The 21,809-nt window shown below is 45.0% G+C and carries 21 protein-coding genes; 13 read left to right on the top strand and 8 right to left on the bottom strand.

Annotated elements, in window-relative coordinates; genetic code table 11:
- Window positions 1-95 precede the first annotated feature (95 nt).
- On the top strand, window positions 96-1,463 hold the full coding sequence (radA, locus tag ACOJR9_RS12775) for a DNA repair protein RadA (RefSeq protein ID WP_420933332.1): 1,368 nt from the start codon (window positions 96-98) through the stop codon (window positions 1,461-1,463).
- A gap of 27 nt (window positions 1,464-1,490) precedes the next feature.
- On the opposite strand, the gene ACOJR9_RS12770 is transcribed toward radA, so the two are convergent.
- Entirely contained in the window at window positions 1,491-1,898 is a 408-nt protein-coding gene (locus ACOJR9_RS12770) for a PilZ domain-containing protein (protein WP_420933331.1), read from the bottom strand.
- A gap of 259 nt (window positions 1,899-2,157) precedes the next feature.
- Window positions 2,158-3,825 carry an energy-dependent translational throttle protein EttA gene (ettA, locus tag ACOJR9_RS12765; protein WP_420933330.1) on the bottom strand — a complete coding sequence of 556 codons (1,668 nt, stop codon included), beginning with the start codon at window positions 3,823-3,825 and terminating at the stop codon, window positions 2,158-2,160.
- 413 nt (window positions 3,826-4,238) lie between these two features.
- Here ettA and lpxD point away from each other — a divergent pair, with 413 nt between their 5' ends.
- The 10 genes from lpxD to ACOJR9_RS12715 all read left to right on the top strand — a co-directional run bounded on the left by lpxD (window position 4,239) and on the right by ACOJR9_RS12715 (window position 12,854).
- Window positions 4,239-5,267, top strand: a complete 1,029-nt coding sequence (gene lpxD, locus ACOJR9_RS12760) for a UDP-3-O-(3-hydroxymyristoyl)glucosamine N-acyltransferase (protein WP_420933329.1) — start codon at window positions 4,239-4,241, stop codon at window positions 5,265-5,267.
- 198 nt (window positions 5,268-5,465) lie between these two features.
- Window positions 5,466-6,722: a serine hydroxymethyltransferase gene (gene glyA, locus ACOJR9_RS12755; RefSeq protein ID WP_420933328.1), complete on the top strand. Its 1,257-nt coding sequence runs from the start codon at window positions 5,466-5,468 to the stop codon at window positions 6,720-6,722.
- Between the two features lie 99 nt (window positions 6,723-6,821).
- The gene (gene nrdR, locus ACOJR9_RS12750; protein ID WP_032096920.1) at window positions 6,822-7,271 is read left to right on the top strand and encodes a transcriptional regulator NrdR; all 450 of its coding nucleotides are present in this window, start codon (window positions 6,822-6,824) and stop codon (window positions 7,269-7,271) included.
- A 14-nt stretch (window positions 7,272-7,285) separates the two neighbouring features.
- Window positions 7,286-8,425 carry a bifunctional diaminohydroxyphosphoribosylaminopyrimidine deaminase/5-amino-6-(5-phosphoribosylamino)uracil reductase RibD gene (gene ribD / locus ACOJR9_RS12745; RefSeq protein ID WP_420933327.1) on the top strand — a complete coding sequence of 380 codons (1,140 nt, stop codon included), beginning with the start codon at window positions 7,286-7,288 and terminating at the stop codon, window positions 8,423-8,425.
- A gap of 20 nt (window positions 8,426-8,445) precedes the next feature.
- The gene (locus ACOJR9_RS12740) at window positions 8,446-9,108 is read left to right on the top strand and encodes a riboflavin synthase (RefSeq protein ID WP_420933326.1); all 663 of its coding nucleotides are present in this window, start codon (window positions 8,446-8,448) and stop codon (window positions 9,106-9,108) included.
- A 20-nt stretch (window positions 9,109-9,128) separates the two neighbouring features.
- Entirely contained in the window at window positions 9,129-10,229 is a 1,101-nt protein-coding gene (gene ribBA / locus ACOJR9_RS12735; RefSeq protein ID WP_420933325.1) for a bifunctional 3,4-dihydroxy-2-butanone-4-phosphate synthase/GTP cyclohydrolase II, read from the top strand.
- Between the two features lie 190 nt (window positions 10,230-10,419).
- Complete coding sequence (ribE, locus tag ACOJR9_RS12730) at window positions 10,420-10,893, top strand: 6,7-dimethyl-8-ribityllumazine synthase (RefSeq protein ID WP_420933324.1); 474 nt, start codon at window positions 10,420-10,422, stop codon at window positions 10,891-10,893.
- A gap of 12 nt (window positions 10,894-10,905) precedes the next feature.
- Entirely contained in the window at window positions 10,906-11,328 is a 423-nt protein-coding gene (gene nusB, locus ACOJR9_RS12725; RefSeq protein WP_420933323.1) for a transcription antitermination factor NusB, read from the top strand.
- Between the two features lie 45 nt (window positions 11,329-11,373).
- Complete coding sequence (gene thiL, locus ACOJR9_RS12720; protein WP_420933322.1) at window positions 11,374-12,339, top strand: thiamine-phosphate kinase; 966 nt, start codon at window positions 11,374-11,376, stop codon at window positions 12,337-12,339.
- Window positions 12,340-12,353: 14 nt separating this feature from the next.
- Window positions 12,354-12,854 (top strand): phosphatidylglycerophosphatase A, encoded by a 501-nt coding sequence (locus tag ACOJR9_RS12715; protein ID WP_420933321.1) that lies wholly within the window; start codon window positions 12,354-12,356, stop codon window positions 12,852-12,854.
- A 227-nt stretch (window positions 12,855-13,081) separates the two neighbouring features.
- Here ACOJR9_RS12715 and dxs read toward each other — a convergent pair whose 3' ends face one another.
- The 3 genes from dxs to xseB are packed head-to-tail and all read right to left on the bottom strand — an operon-like array spanning window position 13,082 to window position 16,158.
- A complete protein-coding gene (gene dxs / locus ACOJR9_RS12710; RefSeq protein WP_420933320.1) occupies window positions 13,082-14,962 on the bottom strand; it encodes a 1-deoxy-D-xylulose-5-phosphate synthase in 1,881 nt (626 codons plus the stop codon).
- Between the two features lie 32 nt (window positions 14,963-14,994).
- Window positions 14,995-15,885, bottom strand: a complete 891-nt coding sequence (locus ACOJR9_RS12705) for a farnesyl diphosphate synthase (RefSeq protein ID WP_420933319.1) — start codon at window positions 15,883-15,885, stop codon at window positions 14,995-14,997.
- A gap of 30 nt (window positions 15,886-15,915) precedes the next feature.
- Complete coding sequence (xseB, locus tag ACOJR9_RS12700; RefSeq protein WP_420933318.1) at window positions 15,916-16,158, bottom strand: exodeoxyribonuclease VII small subunit; 243 nt, start codon at window positions 16,156-16,158, stop codon at window positions 15,916-15,918.
- Between the two features lie 437 nt (window positions 16,159-16,595).
- Between xseB and pomA the strand changes: the two genes are divergently transcribed.
- Together pomA and ACOJR9_RS12690 are read left to right on the top strand one after the other, a co-directional pair.
- The gene (gene pomA, locus ACOJR9_RS12695) at window positions 16,596-17,357 is read left to right on the top strand and encodes a flagellar motor protein PomA (protein WP_420933317.1); all 762 of its coding nucleotides are present in this window, start codon (window positions 16,596-16,598) and stop codon (window positions 17,355-17,357) included.
- Complete coding sequence (locus ACOJR9_RS12690) at window positions 17,357-18,286, top strand: flagellar motor protein MotB (RefSeq protein ID WP_420933316.1); 930 nt, start codon at window positions 17,357-17,359, stop codon at window positions 18,284-18,286. Before pomA ends, ACOJR9_RS12690 begins: the two co-directional genes overlap by 1 nt.
- A 239-nt stretch (window positions 18,287-18,525) precedes the next feature.
- Here the strand turns inward: ACOJR9_RS12690 and ACOJR9_RS12685 are convergent, their stop codons facing one another.
- The 3 genes from ACOJR9_RS12685 to ACOJR9_RS12675 are packed head-to-tail and all read right to left on the bottom strand — an operon-like array spanning window position 18,526 to window position 21,800.
- Window positions 18,526-19,779 (bottom strand): class I SAM-dependent methyltransferase, encoded by a 1,254-nt coding sequence (locus ACOJR9_RS12685; RefSeq protein ID WP_420933315.1) that lies wholly within the window; start codon window positions 19,777-19,779, stop codon window positions 18,526-18,528.
- 3 nt (window positions 19,780-19,782) lie between these two features.
- On the bottom strand, window positions 19,783-20,529 hold the full coding sequence (locus ACOJR9_RS12680) for a DUF1365 domain-containing protein (RefSeq protein ID WP_420936130.1): 747 nt from the start codon (window positions 20,527-20,529) through the stop codon (window positions 19,783-19,785).
- A 5-nt stretch (window positions 20,530-20,534) separates the two neighbouring features.
- Window positions 20,535-21,800 carry an NAD(P)/FAD-dependent oxidoreductase gene (locus tag ACOJR9_RS12675; RefSeq protein WP_420933314.1) on the bottom strand — a complete coding sequence of 422 codons (1,266 nt, stop codon included), beginning with the start codon at window positions 21,798-21,800 and terminating at the stop codon, window positions 20,535-20,537.
- Between the last annotated feature and the right edge of the window lie 9 nt (window positions 21,801-21,809).

Below are 21,809 nucleotides of genomic sequence, written 5' to 3'. Positions count from 1 at the left end.
GTCCACTTTCATCTTTAAATTCAAGAAGCCTTGTACTTAAACCAAAGCCGTTTAATGATAGGATACTCCTTTTAAGTTGTGGATAAAACTGGAAAATGGCAAAACGTAAAACTGCTTATGTGTGTTCTGACTGTGGTGCTGAGTTTCCTCGTTGGCAGGGACAGTGCACAGAGTGTAAAGCATGGAATACCATTAGCGAGTTTGTGGTGGCTAGTGCCAAAGAAAACACGCGCCACGTTAACGCTGGGTACGCGGGTCAAACTGCGGCTAAGATTGAAAAATTAAATGCTATTGATTTAGAAGCGCTGCCTCGTTTTTCTTCGGGTTTTAAAGAGCTGGACCGTGTTCTTGGCGGCGGTATTGTTCCGGGCGCAGCAATGCTAATTGGTGGCTCACCTGGAGCCGGAAAAAGTACGCTTTTACTTCAGGTAATGTGTCAAATGGCGAAGACTGAAAAGGCGCTTTATGTGACCGGTGAAGAATCGCTACAGCAAGTTGCCATGCGCGCTAAGCGTTTGTCCCTACCCGATGACAATTTGATGATGCTAGCCGAAACCAACGTCGAAACAATTTGTGATTTAGCACTGACTGAAAAGCCAAAAATAATGGTTATTGATTCAATTCAAGTTATGCATGTTGCTGACGTTCAATCAGCGCCTGGCAGCGTCTCTCAAGTTCGTGAAGGAGCAGCCTACCTAACCCGCTTTGCCAAGCAAAACCATATCGCTATGTTTATCGTTGGCCACGTGACCAAAGATGGCAACCTCGCAGGGCCTAAAGTACTTGAGCACTGCATTGATAGCTCCATGATGTTGGAAGGGGAGAGTGACGGGCGATATCGGACTTTGCGCAGTCATAAAAACCGTTTCGGTGCGGTAAATGAACTTGGCGTGTTTGCCATGACAGAAAAAGGCTTGAAAGAGGTAAAAAACCCGTCTGCCATATTTTTAAGTCGTGACGAAAATGAAACCCCAGGCTCCAGCGTTATGGTTATCTGGGAAGGTACACGTCCTCTACTCGTAGAAATTCAAGCGCTGGTCGACTATTCACAAATGTCTAACCCAAGGCGAATTGCCGTGGGCCTTGATCAAAACAGGCTGTCTATGCTGCTTGCCGTACTTCATCGCCACGGCAACGTTCAAATGAACGATCAAGATGTGTTTGTGAATGTAGTGGGTGGGGTAAGAGTGACAGAGACCGGTGCCGACTTGGCGTTGCTATTAGCAATGATTTCAAGCTTTAGAAATCGCTCGCTGCCTAATGACCTTATTGTCTTTGGTGAAGTAGGGCTGGCGGGTGAAATTAGGCCTGTACCCAATGGTACCGAACGTATTATTGAAGCCGCAAAGCACGGCTTTAAACGGGCGATTGTGCCAAAAGCCAATATGCCGAAGCAAGCTATGCAGGGCATGAAGGTAATACCGGTAGCCCGTTTGTCTGAAGCACTAGACGCGTTGGGGTAGTGGGGTGAGCGCTATCGAAAGTACATGTTAATTGGCGTGCTCATAGACAGCATTGACCAAAGCATTGAGATCTTTTTCATCAATGCTGTCATCTGGGCTATTTAAACTGATCAAACGTCGTAGGGCGCTAACGCAATTTATGTCCATTTGTGCTACTTTACATCCCAGAGACACCTTTGACTTGCGGCTATCTGAATGCCGATAAAGCTGTTCTATGTAAAGGGTGATGAGAGGGCTATCTTCATTGGCCCTAAAGTTTGCCACGTATGGGTCGTGGCTATCGAAAGGCAATTTGGCCAGTTCAGTTTCACTAGCTAGAAGCTTAATCCCCTGTAGGGATACATCATGAACAATGACATCTATTTCATTATTGTTGTGGGCAAGCGTTCCCGGAACATTTAATGCAACCCGTTGGAATTGGCGCTTATCTGTCATGCTCTCTTATCTCTTTAAATCCTAATATATCCAGTATTAGCGAATTACGGCGGGTTATCAATGTAAAGAAATAATAATTTGCGAGATGCCATTCATTTTAGAGAGTAGCAAGCAAGGCGTTACACAAAAAGGCCCTCTGTGTGAAGAGGGCCATATCGCTACTTGTTTTAAATAGTGTGTTACATATAGTGTGCGTTGTGCTTTCAACAGTTGTCTACTTAAACGTTTTTCCCCGCTTTGTTCACAACGATGCTATCAACTACTTAGCCATGCGTTTGTATTTCAAGCGGTGAGGCTCCACAATATCTTTGCCAAACTCTTGCTTAAGCCATGTTTCGTAATCAGCATAGTTACCCTCGAAGAAATTAATATTTCCCTCGTCGCGATAATCCATGATGTGAGTTGCGACCCTGTCTAGGAACCATCTATCGTGGGAAATAACCATCGCGCAACCAGGGAACTCCAACAAGGCATTCTCAAGTGCACGTAATGTCTCAACATCTAAGTCATTCGTTGGCTCATCCAGCAGCAACACGTTCCCACCCGCTTTAAGTAGCTTGGCCAAATGGACTCGGTTACGCTCACCACCTGACAAGTCTTTGATAAACTTCTGTTGGTCGTTACCTTTGAAGTTAAATCTGCTGCAATAGGCTCGACTGGCGATTTCGAAGTTACCGATTCGAATGATGTCCTGATCATCCGAGATTTCTTTCCAAACAGTGTTATTTTCATTCATGTGGTCACGAAACTGCTCAACGGCGGCAATGTTGACAGTATCGCCAAGCTCGATAGTTCCCGAATCAGGCTGCTCTGCGCCCGTTAGCATTCTGAATAGGGTGGACTTACCCGCACCATTTGGACCAACAATGCCAACGATGGCGCCTTTGGGAACGCTAAACGATAAATCATCGATAAGCACGCGGTCGCCATAGGACTTTTTAAGGTTCGATACATCTATAACCTTATCGCCTAAACGTTCACCTGGTGGAATGAAGAGCTCGTTTGTTTCATTTCTCTTTTGATAATCACCTGTTGAGAGCTCTTCAAATCGTGCCATACGGGCTTTGCTCTTAGCATGGCGACCTTTTGGATTTGAGCGAACCCATTCAAGCTCTTGTTTAATACTTTTCTGACGAGCAGTTTCAATACGTTCTTCTTGCTTTAGCCGGCTCTCTTTTTGCTCGAGCCACGATGAATAGTTACCTTCCCATGGAATACCTTCACCGCGGTCAAGTTCTAAAATCCATCCCGCTACATTATCTAAGAAGTACCTATCATGGGTGATGGCCACAACGGTTCCTTCGTAATCGTGTAAGAACCGCTCGAGCCACGCTACAGATTCTGCATCCAAGTGGTTAGTGGGTTCGTCTAACAGCAGCATTTCAGGTTTTTCAAGAAGTAGGCGACATAATGCTACGCGGCGACGTTCACCACCTGATAGCTTGGTCACATCTGCATCCCATGCAGGAAGTCTTAACGCATCGGCAGCACGCTCAAGCACGTTTTCAAGGTTGTGCCCGTCTTTGGTCTGAATTATTGCCTCAAGCTCACCTTGCTCTTTGGCCAAGGCATCAAAGTCGGCGTCAGCATCTGCATAAGCAGCATACACTTCGTCAAGGCGTGTGAGAGCATGTTTAACATCCGCTACGGCCTCCTCAATATTGCCGCGAACGTCTTTGGTTTCATCAAGACGAGGCTCTTGCGATAGATAACCTATTTTCAATCCTGGCTGGGGACGCGCTTCACCTTCAATATCGGTGTCGATACCTGCCATGATACGCAAAAGTGTTGATTTACCTGCGCCGTTTAGACCAAGTACGCCAATTTTTGCGCCTGGGAAAAAACTGAGAGAGATATTTTTAAGGATTTGTCTATTCGGTGGCACAATCTTGCCAACGCGATGCATACTATATACGTATTGAGCCATGCTCTAACCTCGCTTAAACGCGGTAAAAAAATCAGATGATTATGATTTGGTGATCACATTGAGCAACAGTGTACTCGCAACACTATAGCCTGCGCTAGTCCGCAACGCTATGGAAGTAAGCGCTTGATGGTTTTTTGTGCGTTTAGAGCGAAACTAAAGAAAATTGCATCGGAGCACGCCAGTATTTAGGGTAAACTTAATAGTGAATTTGTGTAAATTTACGATTTAGTAATAGTGTTTACTGAATATGACTCTGGTAACGCGCTCCACACTTTGAAACGATACATGGGCGATATTCATGCGACTAGTGTGTGTAAAAATCTACGGGCAAGGCTTGTAAATAACGGCGTGCTGAGCACGAATCTTCTATCGTGTGTATTTAAATATAAAATAGTGAATAGGTAATTAAGTGTATGACAGCCATCGATAAAGGTATTTACAGTGTAGCCGAGCTTGCCAGCCATGTTGGTGGTGTTGTACAAGGGGATAGCGAAACGTCAATTTCTTCGGTTGCTACGCTAGCTAGCGCTAAAGGCCATCAGATTTCATTTCTGACCAATCCTAAATACAAGTCCCAGTTGGCAGAAACACACGCTGGTGCAGTAATAGTGCACGATAAGGTAAAAGACCATGTGAAGTGTGCTGCACTTATCGTAGACAATCCTCATGTTGCCTTCGCGCTTATCGCTCAGCTCTTTGACACCACGCCAGCGGTAGCATCAAACATTGCTCAAAGCGCCATTATTGCGTCTTCTGCTCGACTTGGTAGCGATGTCTCTTTAGGTGAGAACGTGATTATCGAAGATAATGTGGTACTCGGTGACGGCGTGAGAATTGGTGCCAACAGCGTAGTTCGCAAGGGCACGCACATTGGCCAAGGGAGCACGCTTTACCCTAATGTGACAATTTACCATGATGTGGTAATAGGCAAGCGGGTGACTATTCACAGCCAAACTGTGATTGGCTCATCGGGTTTTGGTTATGCCAATGATAAAGGCGTGTGGTTACCTATCCCTCAGTTGGGCTCGGTGCGCATAGGTGACGACAGTCAAATTGGAGCAAGCACCAGTATCGACCGCGGTGCCTTAGACGACACAATAATTGGGAACAATGTAATTATTGATAATCAGGTGCAAATTGGTCATAACTGCGTTATTGGCGATCATTCTTGCATCTGCGGCTCAACAGGTATTGCAGGAAGTTGCAACATCGGTAAGCACGTTATTATCGCGGGTGGCTGTGGAGTAAATGGCCATATAAGCATCTGTGATAATGTGCAAATTACCGGGTTCACAATGGTGGTGCAAGATATTACTTCACCCGGCATCTATTCATCAGGGCAGCCTGCCCAAACCAACATTGACTGGCGCAAGAATACAGTAAGACTACAAAAAATAGCGAGTTTATTTGACCGCGTAAAAGCATTAGAAAAACAGGTCTGACGTGCTTGTAGCCCAAGATTTACGTTAAACCTAGGTCATTTAAATTAATTTAGCCATAAAGCGGTATACAAGCAATCGAAAATGACTAGAATATGGCCCAAAATTACGCTGTTTGAGCAAGACTCATTTGGTTGAGGATTGTACGTCTTACGCAATATTGTTTACCGTGCCATAAATAATCGCAGTTAAGGAGCCCCCATGTTTTCTCGCGAAATGAACATAGCTGACTTTGATCCAGAATTAGCCACAGCAATGGCCAATGAAGTTCAGCGTCAAGAACATCACATTGAGCTGATAGCCTCTGAAAATTACTGCAGTCCGCGTGTGATGGAAGCTCAGGGTTCTCAATTGACTAACAAGTATGCTGAAGGCTACCCAGGTAAGCGCTACTACGGTGGTTGTGAGCATGTTGACGTAGTAGAGCAACTTGCCATTGATAGAGCGAAACAGTTGTTTGGTGCTGAATACGCTAATGTTCAGCCTCACGCTGGCTCACAGGCAAACACCGCTGTTTTCATGGCGCTGCTTGATGCAGGCGATACCGTATTGGGGATGAGTCTTTCTGAAGGCGGTCACCTTACTCACGGTTCTCACGTGAACTTTTCGGGTAAAACATATAACGCGGTGCAGTACGGCCTTAATAAAGAAACTGGTGAAATCGACTACGCACAAGTTGAAGCGCTAGCGAAAGAGCACAAACCAAAAATGATCATTGGTGGTTTCTCTGCCTACTCAGGCATTGTTGATTGGGCTAAGTTCCGCGAAATTGCAGACAGCGTAGGCGCTTATTTGCTTGTAGACATGGCTCACGTAGCAGGTTTAGTTGCCGCTGGCGTCTACCCTAACCCATTGCCACATGCGCACGTAGTAACGACAACTACACATAAGACATTGGCCGGTCCTCGCAGTGGTCTTATTCTTTCATCGTGCGGCGATGAAACGCTATACAAGAAATTTAATAGCTCAGTATTCCCAGGTAACCAAGGTGGTCCACTTTGCCACGTGATTGCAGCAAAAGCAGTTGCCTTTAAAGAGGCGCTTGAGCCTGAGTTTAAGGTATATCAACAGCAAGTAGTAGCAAATGCAAAAGCAATGGTTAAAGTGATGCAAGAGCGCGGGTACAACATCGTCTCTGGTGGAACAGATAACCACTTGTTCCTGCTTGATTTAATCGACAAGGACATTACTGGTAAAGACGCTGACGCAGCATTAGGCTCAGCGAACATTACTGTTAACAAGAACTCAGTGCCTAACGACCCTCGTTCACCATTTGTCACGAGTGGCCTTCGCATCGGGAGCCCTGCGATTACCCGCAGAGGTTTTAAAGAAGAACAGGCTCAGCAGGTTGCTACTTGGATTTGTGACGTACTTGATAACATGGGCGATGAGTCTGTAATCAAGCGCGTGCAAGGTGAAGTAGTCGAACTATGCTCAAAGTTCCCTGTTTACTCGTAAGTAAATAGGTTTGTCTTTTATTGCGTACTTTGGTACTAATGCACTTTAGCAGGTCTGCAATTTACATCAGCCTAAGTACGCAATTATAAAGGATATTCCATGTTTTGCCCTTTTTGTTCAGCGCAAGAAACGAAAGTTATTGATTCTCGCTTAGTTGCAGAAGGGTATCAGGTACGAAGACGCAGAGAATGTGCTCAGTGCCATGAACGTTTCACTACGTTTGAGGGGGCTGAATTAGTCATGCCTCGTGTGATCAAGCGAGACGGCTCCCGAGAACCGTTCAACGAAGACAAGCTTCGAGCTGGGCTGCAGCGAGCGCTAGAAAAGCGCCCGGTAAGCACAGAGAAAGTTGAACAGTGCATATTATCCCTCAAATCCGAACTTCGTGCGACAGGCGAAAGAGAGGTTGAAAGCGAATTCCTTGGCACTCTCATCATGAAAGCACTGAAGGAATTAGACAAAGTCGCTTACGTGCGCTTTGCCTCCGTTTATCGGTCCTTTGAAGATATAAGAGAATTTGGTGAGGAAATTGCGAGGCTTGGAGACTGACTACAGGACACCACGTGCAGCAAAACACCGTTAAATCTGATTATTATTGGATGGCAAAAGCCATTCAACTTGCAAAAAAAGGCCGTTACACCACGTCGCCTAACCCGAGAGTCGGTTGCGTTATTGTTGATGAACATAATCAATGTATTGGCCAAGGGTATCACGTAAAAGCTGGCACTCCCCATGCCGAAGTTCATGCGCTACACCAAGCGCGACAGTCACACGAAACATCTCTTGAAGCTGCCACCGCCTACGTCACACTTGAACCTTGCAGTCACTACGGTCGTACTCCTCCTTGCGCCGAAGCGCTTATCAATGCAAACGTTGCAAGGGTAGTGATTGCGATGACAGATCCCAACCCGAATGTAAGTGGCAATGGTATCCGCAAGCTACAAGAAGCTGGCATAGAAGTGGTGAGAGACGTAATGGCTGCAGAGGCGGCTGCATTAAACCCAGGTTTTGTGAAGCGAATGCTTACCGGAACACCATTTGTAAGGCTGAAATTAGGCATTAGTTTAGACGGAAAAATTGCGTTAGAAAACGGCGTGAGTCAATGGATTACTGGGCCTCAGGCCAGACGAGATGTTCAGCGTTATCGCGCACAAAGTTGCTGCGTGCTCACTGGTTCAGGCACTGTCTTAGCTGATGATCCTAGTTTACTGGTTAGGCCACCTGAGGCGCAATTGAGTGACTATCCGCTGGACGAAATCAGGCAGCCTGCTCGTGTTGTTGTTGACAGTAAAGGTAGGATCAATGGCGAATATCAATGCGTGAAAGATGGTCACACAACGCTTATTGCTACATGCGAAACTCACGTTGATACCGATGCATTGCATTACCTTTCGCTCAAGGAAAGTCAGGGGCAGGTTGATTTACACGCGCTAATGCAGGCTTTAGGTGATAAGCAGTACAATGAAGTGTGGGTGGAAGCCGGACCAGGTCTTGCTGGTGCGCTTCTAAATGCTGGGCTGGTGGATGAATTAATTTGTTATCAAGCGCCGATTTTGCTTGGTAATAAAGGTAGAAGCATGGTGACTTTGCCTTGTTTTACGGCCATTGAGCAATCTATTTCGCTCTCTCTTATTGAAAATCGTCAGGTTGGTAACGATATTAAACTTACGTTCCGGCCAGACACTACTAGTTCGCGCAGTTAAGCGCGGCAACGAGGACAGCTATGTTTACTGGTATTATTCAGGCACTAGGCACAATTCAAAAGCTAGATAACCGGGGTAAAGATATACGTTTAACGGTATCATCTAAGCATCTGGATATGTCTGATGTAGCCCTTGGCGATAGTATTGCCACAAATGGTGTATGCTTGACAGTAACTGACGCAGGCGATGATTATTATTGTGCAGATGTATCTACTGAAACGATAAAACTAACAGGGTTTAAACATTACCGGGCAGGCTCTACCGTAAACTTAGAAAAGGCAATGCGTCCTACAGATCGCTTCGGCGGTCATATTGTTTCCGGTCACGTAGATGGGGTGGGTGAAGTCAGCCAAATTATTAAGCACACCGATTACGTTGAAATTTGGGTCAAGGCTCCAGAGGCTATTGCTAAGTATATTGCACATAAAGGCAGTATCACTGTAGACGGTGTCAGTTTAACGGTAAACGAAGTTAATGGTGCAGAGTTTATGCTGTGGATCATCCCTCACACGTTAAAGGAAACAGTACTAGGCACCTATAAGGTTGGCACCGAGGTCAATTTGGAAGTTGATGTAATCGCCAGATACCTAGAGCGCCTGATGCTTGGCAATAAAGCTGCTGAGCCTGCTGAGAAAGGCATTGATATGGCGTTTTTAGCTGAGAACGGATTTTTAAAAAAATAACCCTACAAGAAGTATAAAATATGGCATTTAACACATCAGAAGAATTAATAGAAGATATCCGTCAGGGGAAGATGGTTATCTTAATGGATGATGAAGATCGCGAAAATGAAGGCGATCTTATTATGGCGGCAGAGCATGTGACACCAGAAGCCATAAACTTTATGGTAACGCATGCAAGGGGGCTTGTTTGTCTTCCTATGACGCCAGACCGCTGTCGCAGACTCAATCTTCCCCTTATGGTTGATAAAAACGAAGCTCAGTTTTCTACTAATTTCACTGTCTCTATTGAGGCTGCAACAGGTGTTACTACGGGTATTTCAGCAGCAGATCGAGCCACAACAATCAAAGCTGCTGTTGGCAAAGACGCAAAAGCGACGGATATTGTCCAACCGGGTCACATCTTCCCACTTATCGCTAAAGAGGGTGGTGTGCTCAATCGTGCAGGTCATACCGAGGCCGGTGTAGATTTACCCCGTTTGGCAGGACTTGAGCCAGCGGGCGTTATTGTCGAAATTCTGAATGAAGATGGCACAATGGCTCGTCGCCCAGAGCTTGAAACGTTCGCAGCAAAACACGATTTGAAAATTGGCACTATTGCAGATCTTATCGAATATCGAAATTTGAATGAGACGACCATTGAGAAAGTAGCCCAGTGCAATATGCCTACCGAATATGGCGATTTTGAACTGCATACATTCAAAGATAGCATCGACAATCAGCTTCATTTCGCCCTCAAAAAAGGCGAGGTATCTGAAACATCACCAACATTAGTACGTGTTCATCTCCATAACACATTTAGTGATCTGCTTGGCTCTACGCGAGGCATCAATCGCTCGATGACATTATCACAGGGCATGCAAAAGATTGCAGATGAGGGCGGCGTGCTGGTGTTACTTGGTAAAGATGAGCAAATAGAGAACCAAGTGCGACGTTTCGCTGCTGAGGACAGAGGTGAACAGCCGGCAGGTGCTGATTGGCAAGGATCATCTCGCACTATTGGTGTTGGCAGTCAAATTCTCGCATCTATGGGCGTGCACAAAATGCGCTTATTGAGTAAACCTATCAAGTATCATGCTTTATCGGGGTATGGCTTAGAAGTAGTAGAATACGTTCACGACTAACAAGTTGCCAATAGATTCAACGGTTTTTTGTGGTTATTGCAAAAAGCCGCTTCGGTAGTACGCCCTAATTACCTTACTTTCAACGATATTGCGCTGAGGCGAATAGGGTTGTTGGACAAAAAAAACAATCGATTTAGTTTAGGTGCAGTTGTGGTATACTTCGCGCCGCTTTTTCTCGAGGAATGAAAACATGCAAATAATTGAAGGTAACATCCGAGCAACGGGTAAAAAATTCGCTATTGTCGTTTCACGCTTTAACAGCTTTGTTGTTGAAAGCCTATTAGAGGGCGCACTTGATACGCTAGAGCGTCATGGTGAAGTCAATGGAGATGACATTACAGTAGTGCGTGTTCCGGGGGCTTATGAGTTACCTATCGTGGCTAAAAAGCTCGCCGAGAAAAAGTCATTTGACGGCATTATTGCACTGGGCGCAGTTATTCGTGGCGGTACTCCGCACTTCGATTTTGTGGCCGGGGAGTGTAATAAAGGTTTAGCGCAAGTGTCTTTAGAATACGGCGTGCCTTTGTCATTTGGCGTTATCACAACAGATTCAATTGAACAGGCTATCGAGCGTTCAGGAACCAAAGCTGGCAACAAAGGTGCAGAGGCTGCATTAGGCGCGCTAGAAATGGTTAACGTAATCGATGCCGTTGAAAAGCTTTAAGGTACTTATTTAGTGAAAGTTTCAGCTCGTCGTAAAGCCCGTGAATTAGCCTTGCAAGGCATTTATTCATGGCAAATGAGTCACAACGATATTCAGCAGATTGAACTGGCGTTAGCTACCAGTAACGACATGCAGAAAGTTGATATGGCATATTTCCAAGTGCTTCTAAAGGGAGTGGCTCACAACGCAAGTAATTTGGATGCGACGATTAAGCCTTACCTTGGCCGATTGCCAGAAGAGTTAGATGCCATTGAAAAGGCAATACTTCGTATTGCTACGCTGGAACTTACTGAACGAATCGATGTGCCATATCGCGTCATTATTAATGAAGCTATAGAGCTAGCTAAATCATTCGGTGCAGAAGATAGCCACAAATTCATCAATGGTGCGCTCGACAAAGCAGTAAAAACACTGCGTAAAGACGAGCGCGACTAACCTATTTCAGTGACACTGGACGTCACTTAAGGTTTCTAAATTACTGTGAAAGAATTCGACCTTATCGGCCGCTACTTTTCTGTTGGTGGTCATAAAAGACGAGACGTAGTTATTGGTATCGGCGATGATTGCGCCGTTACTGTGGTGCCTGAAAATCAGCAACTAGCGGTAACCACTGATACGCTTGTAGCAGACGTTCATTTTCTAAAAGATGCGCCAGCAAAATCAGTGGCATACAAGACCGTGGCAGTAAATCTAAGCGATTTGGCGGCTATGGGAGCAGAGCCAGCATGGATCAGTTTATCTCTCTCATTGCCAGAGGTGAAAGAAGCATGGTTAAGTGACTTCGTTACCGGTCTTTATGAGCTTACTCAATACTATTCTGTTCAGCTCATTGGCGGTGATACGGTTAAAGGTCCGATGGCCCTGACGATTACCGCCCAAGGTTTTATCCCTCAAGGCTCAGAACTTACCCGCAGCGGTGCTAAACCAGGCGACTGGATATACGTTACCGGTACATTAGGCGATGCGGGTGCCGGTTTAGACATTTTACAAGGTAAACTTGAAGTAGCGGGCGAAGCTAAGGATGTGCTGATTAACCGGCATTATTTCCCTACGCCCCGTGTTGCAGTGGGAACGGCGATGAGACGTATTGCATCTTCTTGTATCGATGTCTCTGATGGCGTCATTTCTGACTTAAAACATATTTTAAGTGCGTCTGGCTGTGGTGCTAATCTCCACGTTGATCGCCTACCCTTATCCCGAGCGCTGACAAGCGCAGTCTCACAGGATGAAGCCATTGAATATGCGCTTTCTGCTGGTGATGACTACGAGCTTATTTTTACTGTATCGGAAGAGCAGCGCGGAAGTCTTGAAACTTCTATCGCGAGCACAAACGTGAAAGCAACATGTATTGGTCAACTTACTGGACACACTGATAAATTAGCGCTGTTTAAAAATGACGAAAAGTACACGCCAAAACAATCTACAGGCTACGAGCACACCTTTTAACATAGGCATTCAATATGCAGGCTGAGTTTCGAGCAAGAGTGAGTATGAGGAACCCTGTGCATTTCTTGGCGCTTGGGTTTGGAAGTGGCCTAATACCGGTTATGCCGGGCACCTTTGGTTCTCTTGCTGCTGTTCCATTGATTTTATTATGTATGGGCTTGCCTATGCCCTCATTTATTGCCGTTACTCTCATTACCTCAGTGGTAGGCATTTATTTGTGCGGCAAAACAGCTGATGATATGCAGGTACACGACCATGGTTCTATCGTGTGGGATGAAATTGCAGGCATGTTTGTCACGTTTTTATTTTTGCCGTTAACGGTATCAACATTGATCTTGGGTTTTCTGCTATTTAGACTATTCGATATCCTTAAGCCGTGGCCTATTGGTGTTATCGATAAACGATTACATGGTGGAACGGGAATAATGCTTGACGACCTACTTGCTGGTGCAATGGCATGCGCGTGCTTGCATGTCTGTGTATCGCTTTATCCTGCAGTACTCACGCTACTTTAATTTATTATTTTACGAGTGTGTAATACACCGTCTGTTGAAAACGTGATAGACAAAGCTTGGTATATAAGAATTGATCCGAAAAACGTGTTAGTAAAATAGGGGCCAGCAGACAGCAAACCAACTTACTGTTGCTACACGAAATGGCACAAGGTCACCTTAAAGCGTTATCGCATCATCGCCATACATAGAAAAGCCCGCTTTGCGGACTTTTTTAGTCTCTTTTACCATTACAGCGATAAAAACTGGGTTGCGCTGGCTTCAATACCCTTAGCATCCATTCCATGCTCTTCATACATTTCTTGCTGAGTGCCTTGCAAAATAAAGCTGTCGGGAAGGCCAAGCATTTTCACTCGCTTCATTATGCCGTGCTGCTGAAGATGCTCAATCACCGCGCTGCCAGCGCCGCCCATAATACACCCGTCTTCAAGCGTTAACAGTGCATCGTGCTCTTCAGCAGCCTTCAAAATAGCATTACCATCAAGAGGCTTTATAAAGCGCATATCAATAACGGTAGCGTCGATGGCCTCAGCCGCTTCAAGAGCATGGGGGAGTAAGCAGCCAAAGTTAAGAATGGCCACACGCTGACTTGGCATTGCGGTACTTTTTCGACAAGTACGAGATTTTCCTATCTCTAATGCCGTCATTACTTGTTCGGGGGTTACGCCCATACCTGAGCCGCGAGGATAGCGAACTGCTGCCGGTTGATTCGCCATGTAACCGGTGTACAACATTTGGCGGCATTCGTTTTCGTCTGATGGCGCCATTACAATTAAGTTCGGTATACAGCGTAAGAAGGCGATATCAAATGCGCCCTGATGAGTAGGACCGTCAGCACCGACAATGCCAGCTCTGTCTATAGCAAAAAGCACTGGTAAATTCTGTATAGCTACATCGTGAATAAGCTGGTCGTACGCCCGCTGTAGGAAAGTAGAATATATAGCCACAACCGCATTGAGACCTTCTTTGGCTAATCCTGCACCAAAGGTTACGGCGTGCTGTTCTGCAATGGCAACGTCAAAGTATTGCTCGGGATATTGCTGTGAAAACGCAACCATGCCTGAGCCTTCACGCATAGCTGGTGTCACCGCCATGAGTTTAGGATCTTTCGCCGCCATATCGCATAGCCATTCGCCAAAAATAGCGGAGTAGGTGGGCGCGGTTGCTTTTGATTTTGGCAGCGCGTTATCGGCAGGGTTAAACTTAGGCACCGCGTGAAACTTAATAGGATCCTCTTCGGCAACCGCATAGCCTTTTCCTTTCTTGGTAACGACATGAAGAAGTTGAGGTCCTTCAAACTTTCGCATGTTACGCAAGGTGTCGACTACTGCATTAACATCGTGTCCGTCTATAGGGCCAATATAGTTAAAGCCAAGCTCTTCGAAGATGGTGCCGGGAACGACCATTCCCTTCAAATGCTCTTCAGCTCTGCTAGCAAATTCTTTAATGGGCGGAACATTACTTAACAGTTTTTTCCCTCCGTCGCGTATGGAGTTAAAAAGATTACCTGTTAACAAGCGCGCTAGGTGGCTATTAAGGGCACCTACGTTCTCAGAAATAGACATTTCGTTGTCATTAAGGATAACAACCATGTCTTTTTTAATATCACCTGCATGATTGAGCGCTTCAAATGCCATACCCGCTGTCATAGCACCGTCGCCAATAACAGATACGATTTTTCGGCCCTTTGCCTCTTTCTCTGCAGCAACCGCCATACCTAAAGCTGCACTGATTGATGTAGATGAGTGACCAACCGCAAATGTATCGTAATGACTTTCGTTAGGCCAAGGAAAAGGATGAAGACCGTCCTTTTGCCTAATTGTCGACATGCGGTCAGCGCGCCCCGTTACTATCTTGTGGGGATAAGCTTGATGACCTACATCCCATATAAGACGGTCGAACGGCGTATTATAAACATAATGAAGGGCCACGGTTAACTCTACCGTGCCCAATCCAGAAGCAAAATGTCCACTGCTTTGGCTTACGCAAGTCAGAAGGAACTGGCGAAGTTCATCGGCAAGCCCGCGTAGCTTTTCTTGTGGCAGCTGCCTTAATTTTTCCGGCGTCTGCGCAAGGGCAAGCGTAGGGTAATGTTGGAGGTCTAAACTCATTTATTTATTATCTTTTTCAACATGGCGCGTGGCTAGTGGTCACGTTTTACCAAAAGCTCGCTAAACGCAATTAAACTGTCTGTATTGTAAGGTAATCGAGTTAATGGTTGTAGTGCCTTTTCATGCAGCATTGCCAATTCCTCTTTTGCACCCGCTAATCCAAGCTTAGCAGGAAAAGTGTTTTTTCCCTGAGCTACATCTGATCCTGCCGGTTTTCCTAAAATCTCATTACTACCTTCTACGTCCAAAATGTCGTCTTGGACTTGAAATGCGAGGCCTATGTTGCTGGCGAACAGCAAAAGGTCTGCCTCAGCCTTTTCGTCTAAAGTGTCGCAAACGGTGGCAATCATTTCGACGCAAGCGCGAAGTAGCGCACCGGTTTTCAACATGTGAAGCGTTTTTAATGCATCGATGTCTATGGTTTGCCCAGTGCTCGCTAAATCAATAGCTTGGCCACCACACATACCGTGATAGCCTGCACATTTTGCAAGTATGCTAAGCAGCTTTGCCCGTTTAGCATTCCCAAAATCGCTAAGCTCAGCATCGGCGAGTATGCTAAACGCCAGTGTCTGAAGTGCATCGCCGGCGAGAATGGCAGTTGCTTCATCAAACGCAATATGGCAGGTAGGTATGCCGCGTCGCAAGTCGTCATCGTCCATAGCGGGTAAATCGTCGTGCACAAGTGAATAGGCGTGTACGCACTCTATGGCCATGCTGATGGCCATTTGATCTTTCTTTGGTACGTCAAGAGTGTTGCCTACAACATGCACTAGCAGAGGGCGCATGCGCTTGCCGCCCGCAAGGAGGGCATGGCGCATGGCTGCTTTCAATTGTGGTGCATAATCGGGTAGTTCTTCGATTAGTTTCAATAAAGAAGCATCAGTTTGCTGCTTAACTTGCTGATGCAGAGCAGAGAAATTCATTAAATTACCTGTAGTTAAAAAGTGAGCAGATTATGACTGTTCACTTTCAGGGAGCGATTGAAGTGTTTCTTCGCCTTGTTCATTGAGCAGGATTTGTACTTTTTGCTCAGCATTTTCAAGAGATTTTTGACCTTGTCTAGAAAGTGCTATACCGCGCTCAAATTTTTCTAACGCTTTGTTTAGCGGTAAATCGCCGTTTTCCATTTCATCGACGATTGATTCCAACTCAGCAAGGGTTTTTTCAAACGTTGCAGTATCTGTATTTTTTGTCATAAAAGTGCTCAATAATGGGCAGAAGTACTATAGCGCGAACATTAGCGGACGGTAGCAGATGGGTCAAATGGTTTGTCCCATTATCGATCGACTAGTAGAGCAATCTGGCAAATACCAGTGAGCAAAGTCGTTTAGCGTTAGTCTAGGGCAGATTTATTTTCGCTGTAAAAATACAGAAAAGGCCAATACGGATCTAAATTAGTGCTAGTGTGAACGGAAACTGAGCTCATGTTAAGCAAAATGGAGCGATGCTCTACTTACTATTAGCAACTTAGATATTTATCGCTATCATCAAAGTAATAAAATATTTACTTTTGCATAAAAGGCGGCAGATATTCGTGATATTTTTCAACAATGTTGTTATAGATTTTCTATACTTTGCCGATAGAATTGAGGCACACCATTGGTACTAGCTGCACATTGAAGAGGAAGAGTGAGTGGATTTAGCAACCGTAATAGGCATGTTGGGAGCCATCGGCTTTATCGTAATGGCGATGTTGATGGGAGGTACCATGAGTATGTTCATCAACGTACCTTCAATTCTTATTGTATTCGGTGGAAGTTTGTTCGTTGTTTTATCTCAGTTCACGTTGGGACAGTTTTTTGGTGCAGGAAAGGTGGCAGGTAAAGCCTTTATGTTCAAAATCGATACGCCAGAAGCGCTTATCGAGAAGATTGTTGAAATGGCTGACGCGGCCCGTAAAGGGGGGTTCTTAGCGTTAGAAGAAGCGGAAATAAGTAACCAGTTTATGCAAAAAGGCGTTGATATGCTAGTTGACGGCCACGATATTGAGGTCGTGCGAGAGACGCTATCAAAAGACATTAAAATGACATCGGACCGACATGAGTTTGGTGCAACGATTTTTAAAGGGATGGGAGATGTTGCACCTGCCATGGGAATGATTGGTACACTTATCGGCCTGGTTGCTATGCTCTCAAACATGGACGATCCTAAATCCATCGGACCCGCCATGGCGGTGGCATTGTTAACAACTCTCTACGGCGCTTTTTTTGCCAACATCATCTGTTTGCCTATAGCGGTTAAGTTATCCAATCGAGCAGCAGAGGAGAAGCTCAATCAAAGCCTTATCCTTGATGGCATTGTAGGTATAGCCGACGGTCAAAATCCTCGAGTTATCGATGGGATCTTGAAAAATTATCTAGCGGCTAGTAAACGTAGTTCAGGTGAGGAAGAGTAATGGCTGAAGAAGAATGTCCTAAATGCCCACCCGAGGGCCTCCCAGCGTGGATGGGGACATTTGCCGATTTAATGTCCTTGCTGATGTGCTTTTTTGTACTTCTCCTATCATTTTCAGAGATGGACGTACTTAAGTTTAAGCAAATTGCTGGTTCAATGAGTTTTGCGTTTGGTGTTCAAAATAAGATAGAAGTTAAAGATATTCCTAAAGGTACCAGCGTTATTGCGATGGAGTTTAGACCGGGAAAACCAGATCCTACGCCTATCGAAACCATTCAACAGCAAACTATTGAAATGACGCAGCAGATGTTGGAGTTTCAAGCGGGCGATGAAGACTCTGCCGGAGGAAGGCAGAAGCAGCGCGGAGAGCAGCGAGGTGGTCAAGCGCAACAAACTGCGACAGATTCTTCCTCGTCAGCGTCGCAAAGCACAGAGGAGTCCCAAACTGCTGAGTTAATGAAAAAAGTGGCCCAGCAGCTTCAAAAACAAATTCTCGATGGCTCTATTGAGATGGAGTCGTTAGGTCAGCAGCTCACCATTCGCATTCGTGAAAATGGTTCGTTTTCAGCGGGCTCTGCGTTTTTACAGCCACAGTTTCAGCCTGTTATTCGAAAGATTGGAGCACTACTTGCTGATGTACCAGGTGAGATAGCAATATCGGGACACAGTGACGGCCAGCACATTGCTAACGAGCTTTATCGTTCCAACTGGGACCTCTCTGCTCAGCGCGCAGTTGCCGTTGCCGAAGCCATGCGAACTGCACCAGGTTTTAATGAGAGCCGGATGTCTGTAGTGGGGTTGGCTGATACCAATCCTATCGTGGAAAACGCGACGTCATCATCTGATAGGGCTAGAAATAGACGGGTTGAAATAAATATCAACCAAGGCGAGCCTATGATTTCAAAACCTATTTCCGTCATTGATGACTAAGATATCTATAACGACTAGCGCTTTAACTATCACTACATTATCAAGAGCATATGTCATAAATGAGTTGCTTTCAGATGGTTATCAGCCCCTATTCTTAAGGATTAAAGTGGTTATCGCCAAATGACACTCATTTTCTAAACACGCAGATAAAAAATTCAGTAAAAAAACGACGCATTTGCGTCGTTTATTGTTTATTTATAAAGCTAGCAAATTAGGATTGCTCCTAATGTTAACTCATTTCAGCGGGTCAGTAAGTCTCTGTATTGAGGCTTTGAAATAACAAGCTGTACCGTACTAATGGTTCTCTCCAAAAAGCCGCCTTCGCAATACTTGAGATAATAGGTCCACATGCGAACAAAACGTTCATCGTATCCGTCTTGAAGTAGGTCGTCTTTTGCCGCTATAAATGCTTCATACCAGTGATTCAATGTTTTTGCGTAGTCGATACCGATATCGTGTAAATCCCTTATCATCATGTCTGAGTGCTTTTTGAGATGGGCATTAAGTTGATACTGAGATGGTAAGAACCCACCTGGGAAAATGTATTTCTGAATAAAGTCTACGCTGTTCGAATAACTTTCATAGCGTCTATCGTCAATGGTAATAGACTGTAAAAGCATGAGACCGTTTTCTTTAAGCAGCGACGAGCACTTTTCGAAGAAATTACCCAAAAACGAACGACCCACTGCTTCTATCATTTCAATCGAGACGAGTTTGTCGTACTTACCTTCTAATAAACGGTAGTCTTTTTTGAGAAGCGTCACTTTATCTTGCAATTGTTCTCGCGCAATCCAGTCTTCCGCCCAGGCATATTGCTCTTCAGATATTGTGGTCGTGGTGACTTTACAGCCATAATGCTTCGCTGCGTATACTGCTAGTCCACCCCAGCCTGTGCCAATCTCTAAAAGATGATCATTTTCATTAAGCTTAAGTTTGTCGCATATGGTTTTAAGCTTATGGTTTTGCGCTTCGTTTAACGAGGCGTTTGGGTCTGGATAAACTGCTGATGAGTACATCATTGTAACATCGAGAAAGCGAGTATAGAGTTTGTTGCCCAGGTCGTAGTGGGCCTCAATATTCTTTTTGGCTTGGCTAGTGGTGTTGCGGCGTGCAAAGTGCTGTAACTTCATCACGGGCATGGTGAGCCACTTAAATTTATTCTCCCACTCATCGAGTGTCGGCAGGTTACGTGCGAACACCTGCACCACAGCGGTCACATCGTTACTGTCCCAATGACCATCCATGTAGGCCTCGCCGGCACCAACACTGCCACCAAGCAAAAGGCTTCGATAAGCTTTTACATCTTTAATATTTACAACGGCCGATAATTCATCCTGCTCGTTGCCAAACGTTGCAATAGTGTCGCCGTTTTCTTGAATAGTAAGGTTACCAAGGGGGAGGTGTTTCAAACATTTAAGAAACAGCGTTCTACAGGTTTTGTCTATAAACGAAACCTCTGATGTAGAGAGTAATACAGATTCACCAAAAGACATTTTTTATTTTTCCTGACTCTTTTTTGGGTGTGTATATAAAGGCGTCTTTTTTATAAATAGCATAAGTGCTTGCCAATATATTCCCAATACAGTTTTCATTGTCATACTAGGTATACGTCTCATTACTTTAGTTAGATTCGCATTATCTAAAGTAAATTTGTTTAAATTTATTCCCGCACAGAATTCTTTGTCTGCTCTAACGCAATCCATTACCAATAATAGCTTATCTGATGGTTGCGTTATGCGCCATTGATAGGTCATGTCCATTGGGTTAAATGGCGAAACATGGAAGGCTTTAGGCGTATCTTCTTGTGTCGATAAATCGACCAAGTAATAGTGCCTTTCATTCCATGGCGTATTGCTGACTTCCGCAAGCATGTGGCTAAACGAGCCGTCGCCCTGCCTGAGATAGTAAAAATTCACAGGGCTAAAGTACAGCCCCCACATGCGCAATTGTCCCAACATAAATACGTCACCGACTAGCGCGGTGTCGCCGTTTAACGATGTCATTTTCTCAAGCACTGCGTCTTTTAAAGGTTTCCCATCATCGCTTAGGTAATCACTGCGTTTAAACCGCGCTCTCGCCCACTTGCGAATTGAAAAATGTGTTAAATTCTCGGATAACGTGTTGAGTTCTGACTCGTCTAACTTCAACCAAAACAAATAAATGTCGTAAACAAATTTGTGCTTCGTTGGCTTAAAGCGTTCGTGATAAACACTGCCTTTGTATATTGCACTTTCTATTTGCATTGCCGTCACAGTGTCTCACCGAATCGCTTACACACGTCTAAGGCGCTCACTACACCGTCTTCATGAAAGCCGTTGTACCAATACGCACCACAAAAATGTAAATTATCAACGCCACAAATTTCAGAACGGCGCTGTTGTGCATTGACCATGTCAGCGCTGTATTGAGGATGAGAGTATCGATATTGCCCAAGAATTTTGCTTCTATCTATTTCGCTCGTGTTATTCAACGTGACGGAATAGGTGTTTTTGGCAGTTAGGCGCTGAAGAATATTCATGTCGTAAGTGACAGACGCGGGGCGCATTTCTTCTGTTGCGTCTTCTTTAAGTCGATAATTCCAGCTAGCCCATGCTAATTTGCGCTTTGGCAATTGCCCAATATCTTTGTGCATAACCACGTCATTCTCGCCGTACGGTATGTTGCCCAAAATATCTTTGTGTGAGGCCGTAGCATTATCCAGCATGGCTAATGCTTGGTCGCTGTGACAGGCAAAAACCACGTCATCAAAATGTGCCACGCCACCTTTTGCATCGGTAACAGACCATAGCTCGCCTTCTTTAGTCACTTTTTCGACACCACAAGACAGCTTTATCTTCGACTCAAAAGGAGCGATTAACGGCGCAATATACTGACTAGAGCCACCAATGATGGTGTACCACTGTGGTCTGTCGGTAATGTTGAGGAGGCCGTGGTTATTAAAAAACTGCAGAAAAAAGGTCAGGGGAAAGCGGCGCGTTTGCTCAAGGCTACTCGACCAAATAGCGGCGCACATTGGCAAAATATAATAACGAGCGAAATCATCGCTTAATCCTAATTCGTCAATAATGTCTTGTAGCGTAAGGGCTGATGTATCTCTCTTTTCAGCCACCATTGACTTGCAGGCTTTATTGAATTTGAGAATATCGCGAACAATGCGCCAGAATTTAGGGCGAAGAATATTTCTCCGCTGCGCGAAAAGACTATTAATCGTGTTGCCATTATATTCAAGGTTAGCTTTTTTGCTGGTAACAGAAAAGCTCATTTCAGTCGGCTGACACTTTACGCCGAGGGTGGTCATTAATTTAATAAAGTTAGGGTACGTCCAATCATTGAAAACAATAAAGCCGGTATCGATGTTGTGGGTTTCACCTTCATCCACAATTGTCTTTGTTGCTGTGTGGCCGCCAATGTAATCATTGGCTTCATAAACGGTGATGTCGTTTTTCTTATTTAAAAGGTGAGCACATGTTAAACCCGCGATACCTGTACCCACGATTGCTACTTTTCTTGTCATTATTGTATT

It is taken from the genome of Alteromonas ulvae (genome assembly GCF_048987005.1).
GTDB lineage: Bacteria > Pseudomonadota > Gammaproteobacteria > Enterobacterales > Alteromonadaceae > Alteromonas.
Note: the sequence above shows the minus strand (reverse complement) of the source record. Positions and strands in the feature narration are given on the sequence as shown.

Coding starts and splice junctions, on each gene's coding strand:
- radA (WP_420933332.1), top strand. CDS start 96: ATGGCAAAACGTAAAACTGCTTATGTGTGTTCTGACTGTGGTGCTGAG.
- ACOJR9_RS12770 (WP_420933331.1), bottom strand. CDS start 1,898: ATGACAGATAAGCGCCAATTCCAACGGGTTGCATTAAATGTTCCGGGA.
- ettA (WP_420933330.1), bottom strand. CDS start 3,825: ATGGCTCAATACGTATATAGTATGCATCGCGTTGGCAAGATTGTGCCA.
- lpxD (WP_420933329.1), top strand. CDS start 4,239: ATGACAGCCATCGATAAAGGTATTTACAGTGTAGCCGAGCTTGCCAGC.
- glyA (WP_420933328.1), top strand. CDS start 5,466: ATGTTTTCTCGCGAAATGAACATAGCTGACTTTGATCCAGAATTAGCC.
- nrdR (WP_032096920.1), top strand. CDS start 6,822: ATGTTTTGCCCTTTTTGTTCAGCGCAAGAAACGAAAGTTATTGATTCT.
- ACOJR9_RS12740 (WP_420933326.1), top strand. CDS start 8,446: ATGTTTACTGGTATTATTCAGGCACTAGGCACAATTCAAAAGCTAGAT.
- ribBA (WP_420933325.1), top strand. CDS start 9,129: ATGGCATTTAACACATCAGAAGAATTAATAGAAGATATCCGTCAGGGG.
- ribE (WP_420933324.1), top strand. CDS start 10,420: ATGCAAATAATTGAAGGTAACATCCGAGCAACGGGTAAAAAATTCGCT.
- ACOJR9_RS12715 (WP_420933321.1), top strand. CDS start 12,354: ATGCAGGCTGAGTTTCGAGCAAGAGTGAGTATGAGGAACCCTGTGCAT.
- dxs (WP_420933320.1), bottom strand. CDS start 14,962: ATGAGTTTAGACCTCCAACATTACCCTACGCTTGCCCTTGCGCAGACG.
- ACOJR9_RS12705 (WP_420933319.1), bottom strand. CDS start 15,885: ATGAATTTCTCTGCTCTGCATCAGCAAGTTAAGCAGCAAACTGATGCT.
- xseB (WP_420933318.1), bottom strand. CDS start 16,158: ATGACAAAAAATACAGATACTGCAACGTTTGAAAAAACCCTTGCTGAG.
- ACOJR9_RS12690 (WP_420933316.1), top strand. CDS start 17,357: ATGGCTGAAGAAGAATGTCCTAAATGCCCACCCGAGGGCCTCCCAGCG.
- ACOJR9_RS12685 (WP_420933315.1), bottom strand. CDS start 19,779: ATGTCTTTTGGTGAATCTGTATTACTCTCTACATCAGAGGTTTCGTTT.
- ACOJR9_RS12680 (WP_420936130.1), bottom strand. CDS start 20,529: ATGCAAATAGAAAGTGCAATATACAAAGGCAGTGTTTATCACGAACGC.
- ACOJR9_RS12675 (WP_420933314.1), bottom strand. CDS start 21,800: ATGACAAGAAAAGTAGCAATCGTGGGTACAGGTATCGCGGGTTTAACA.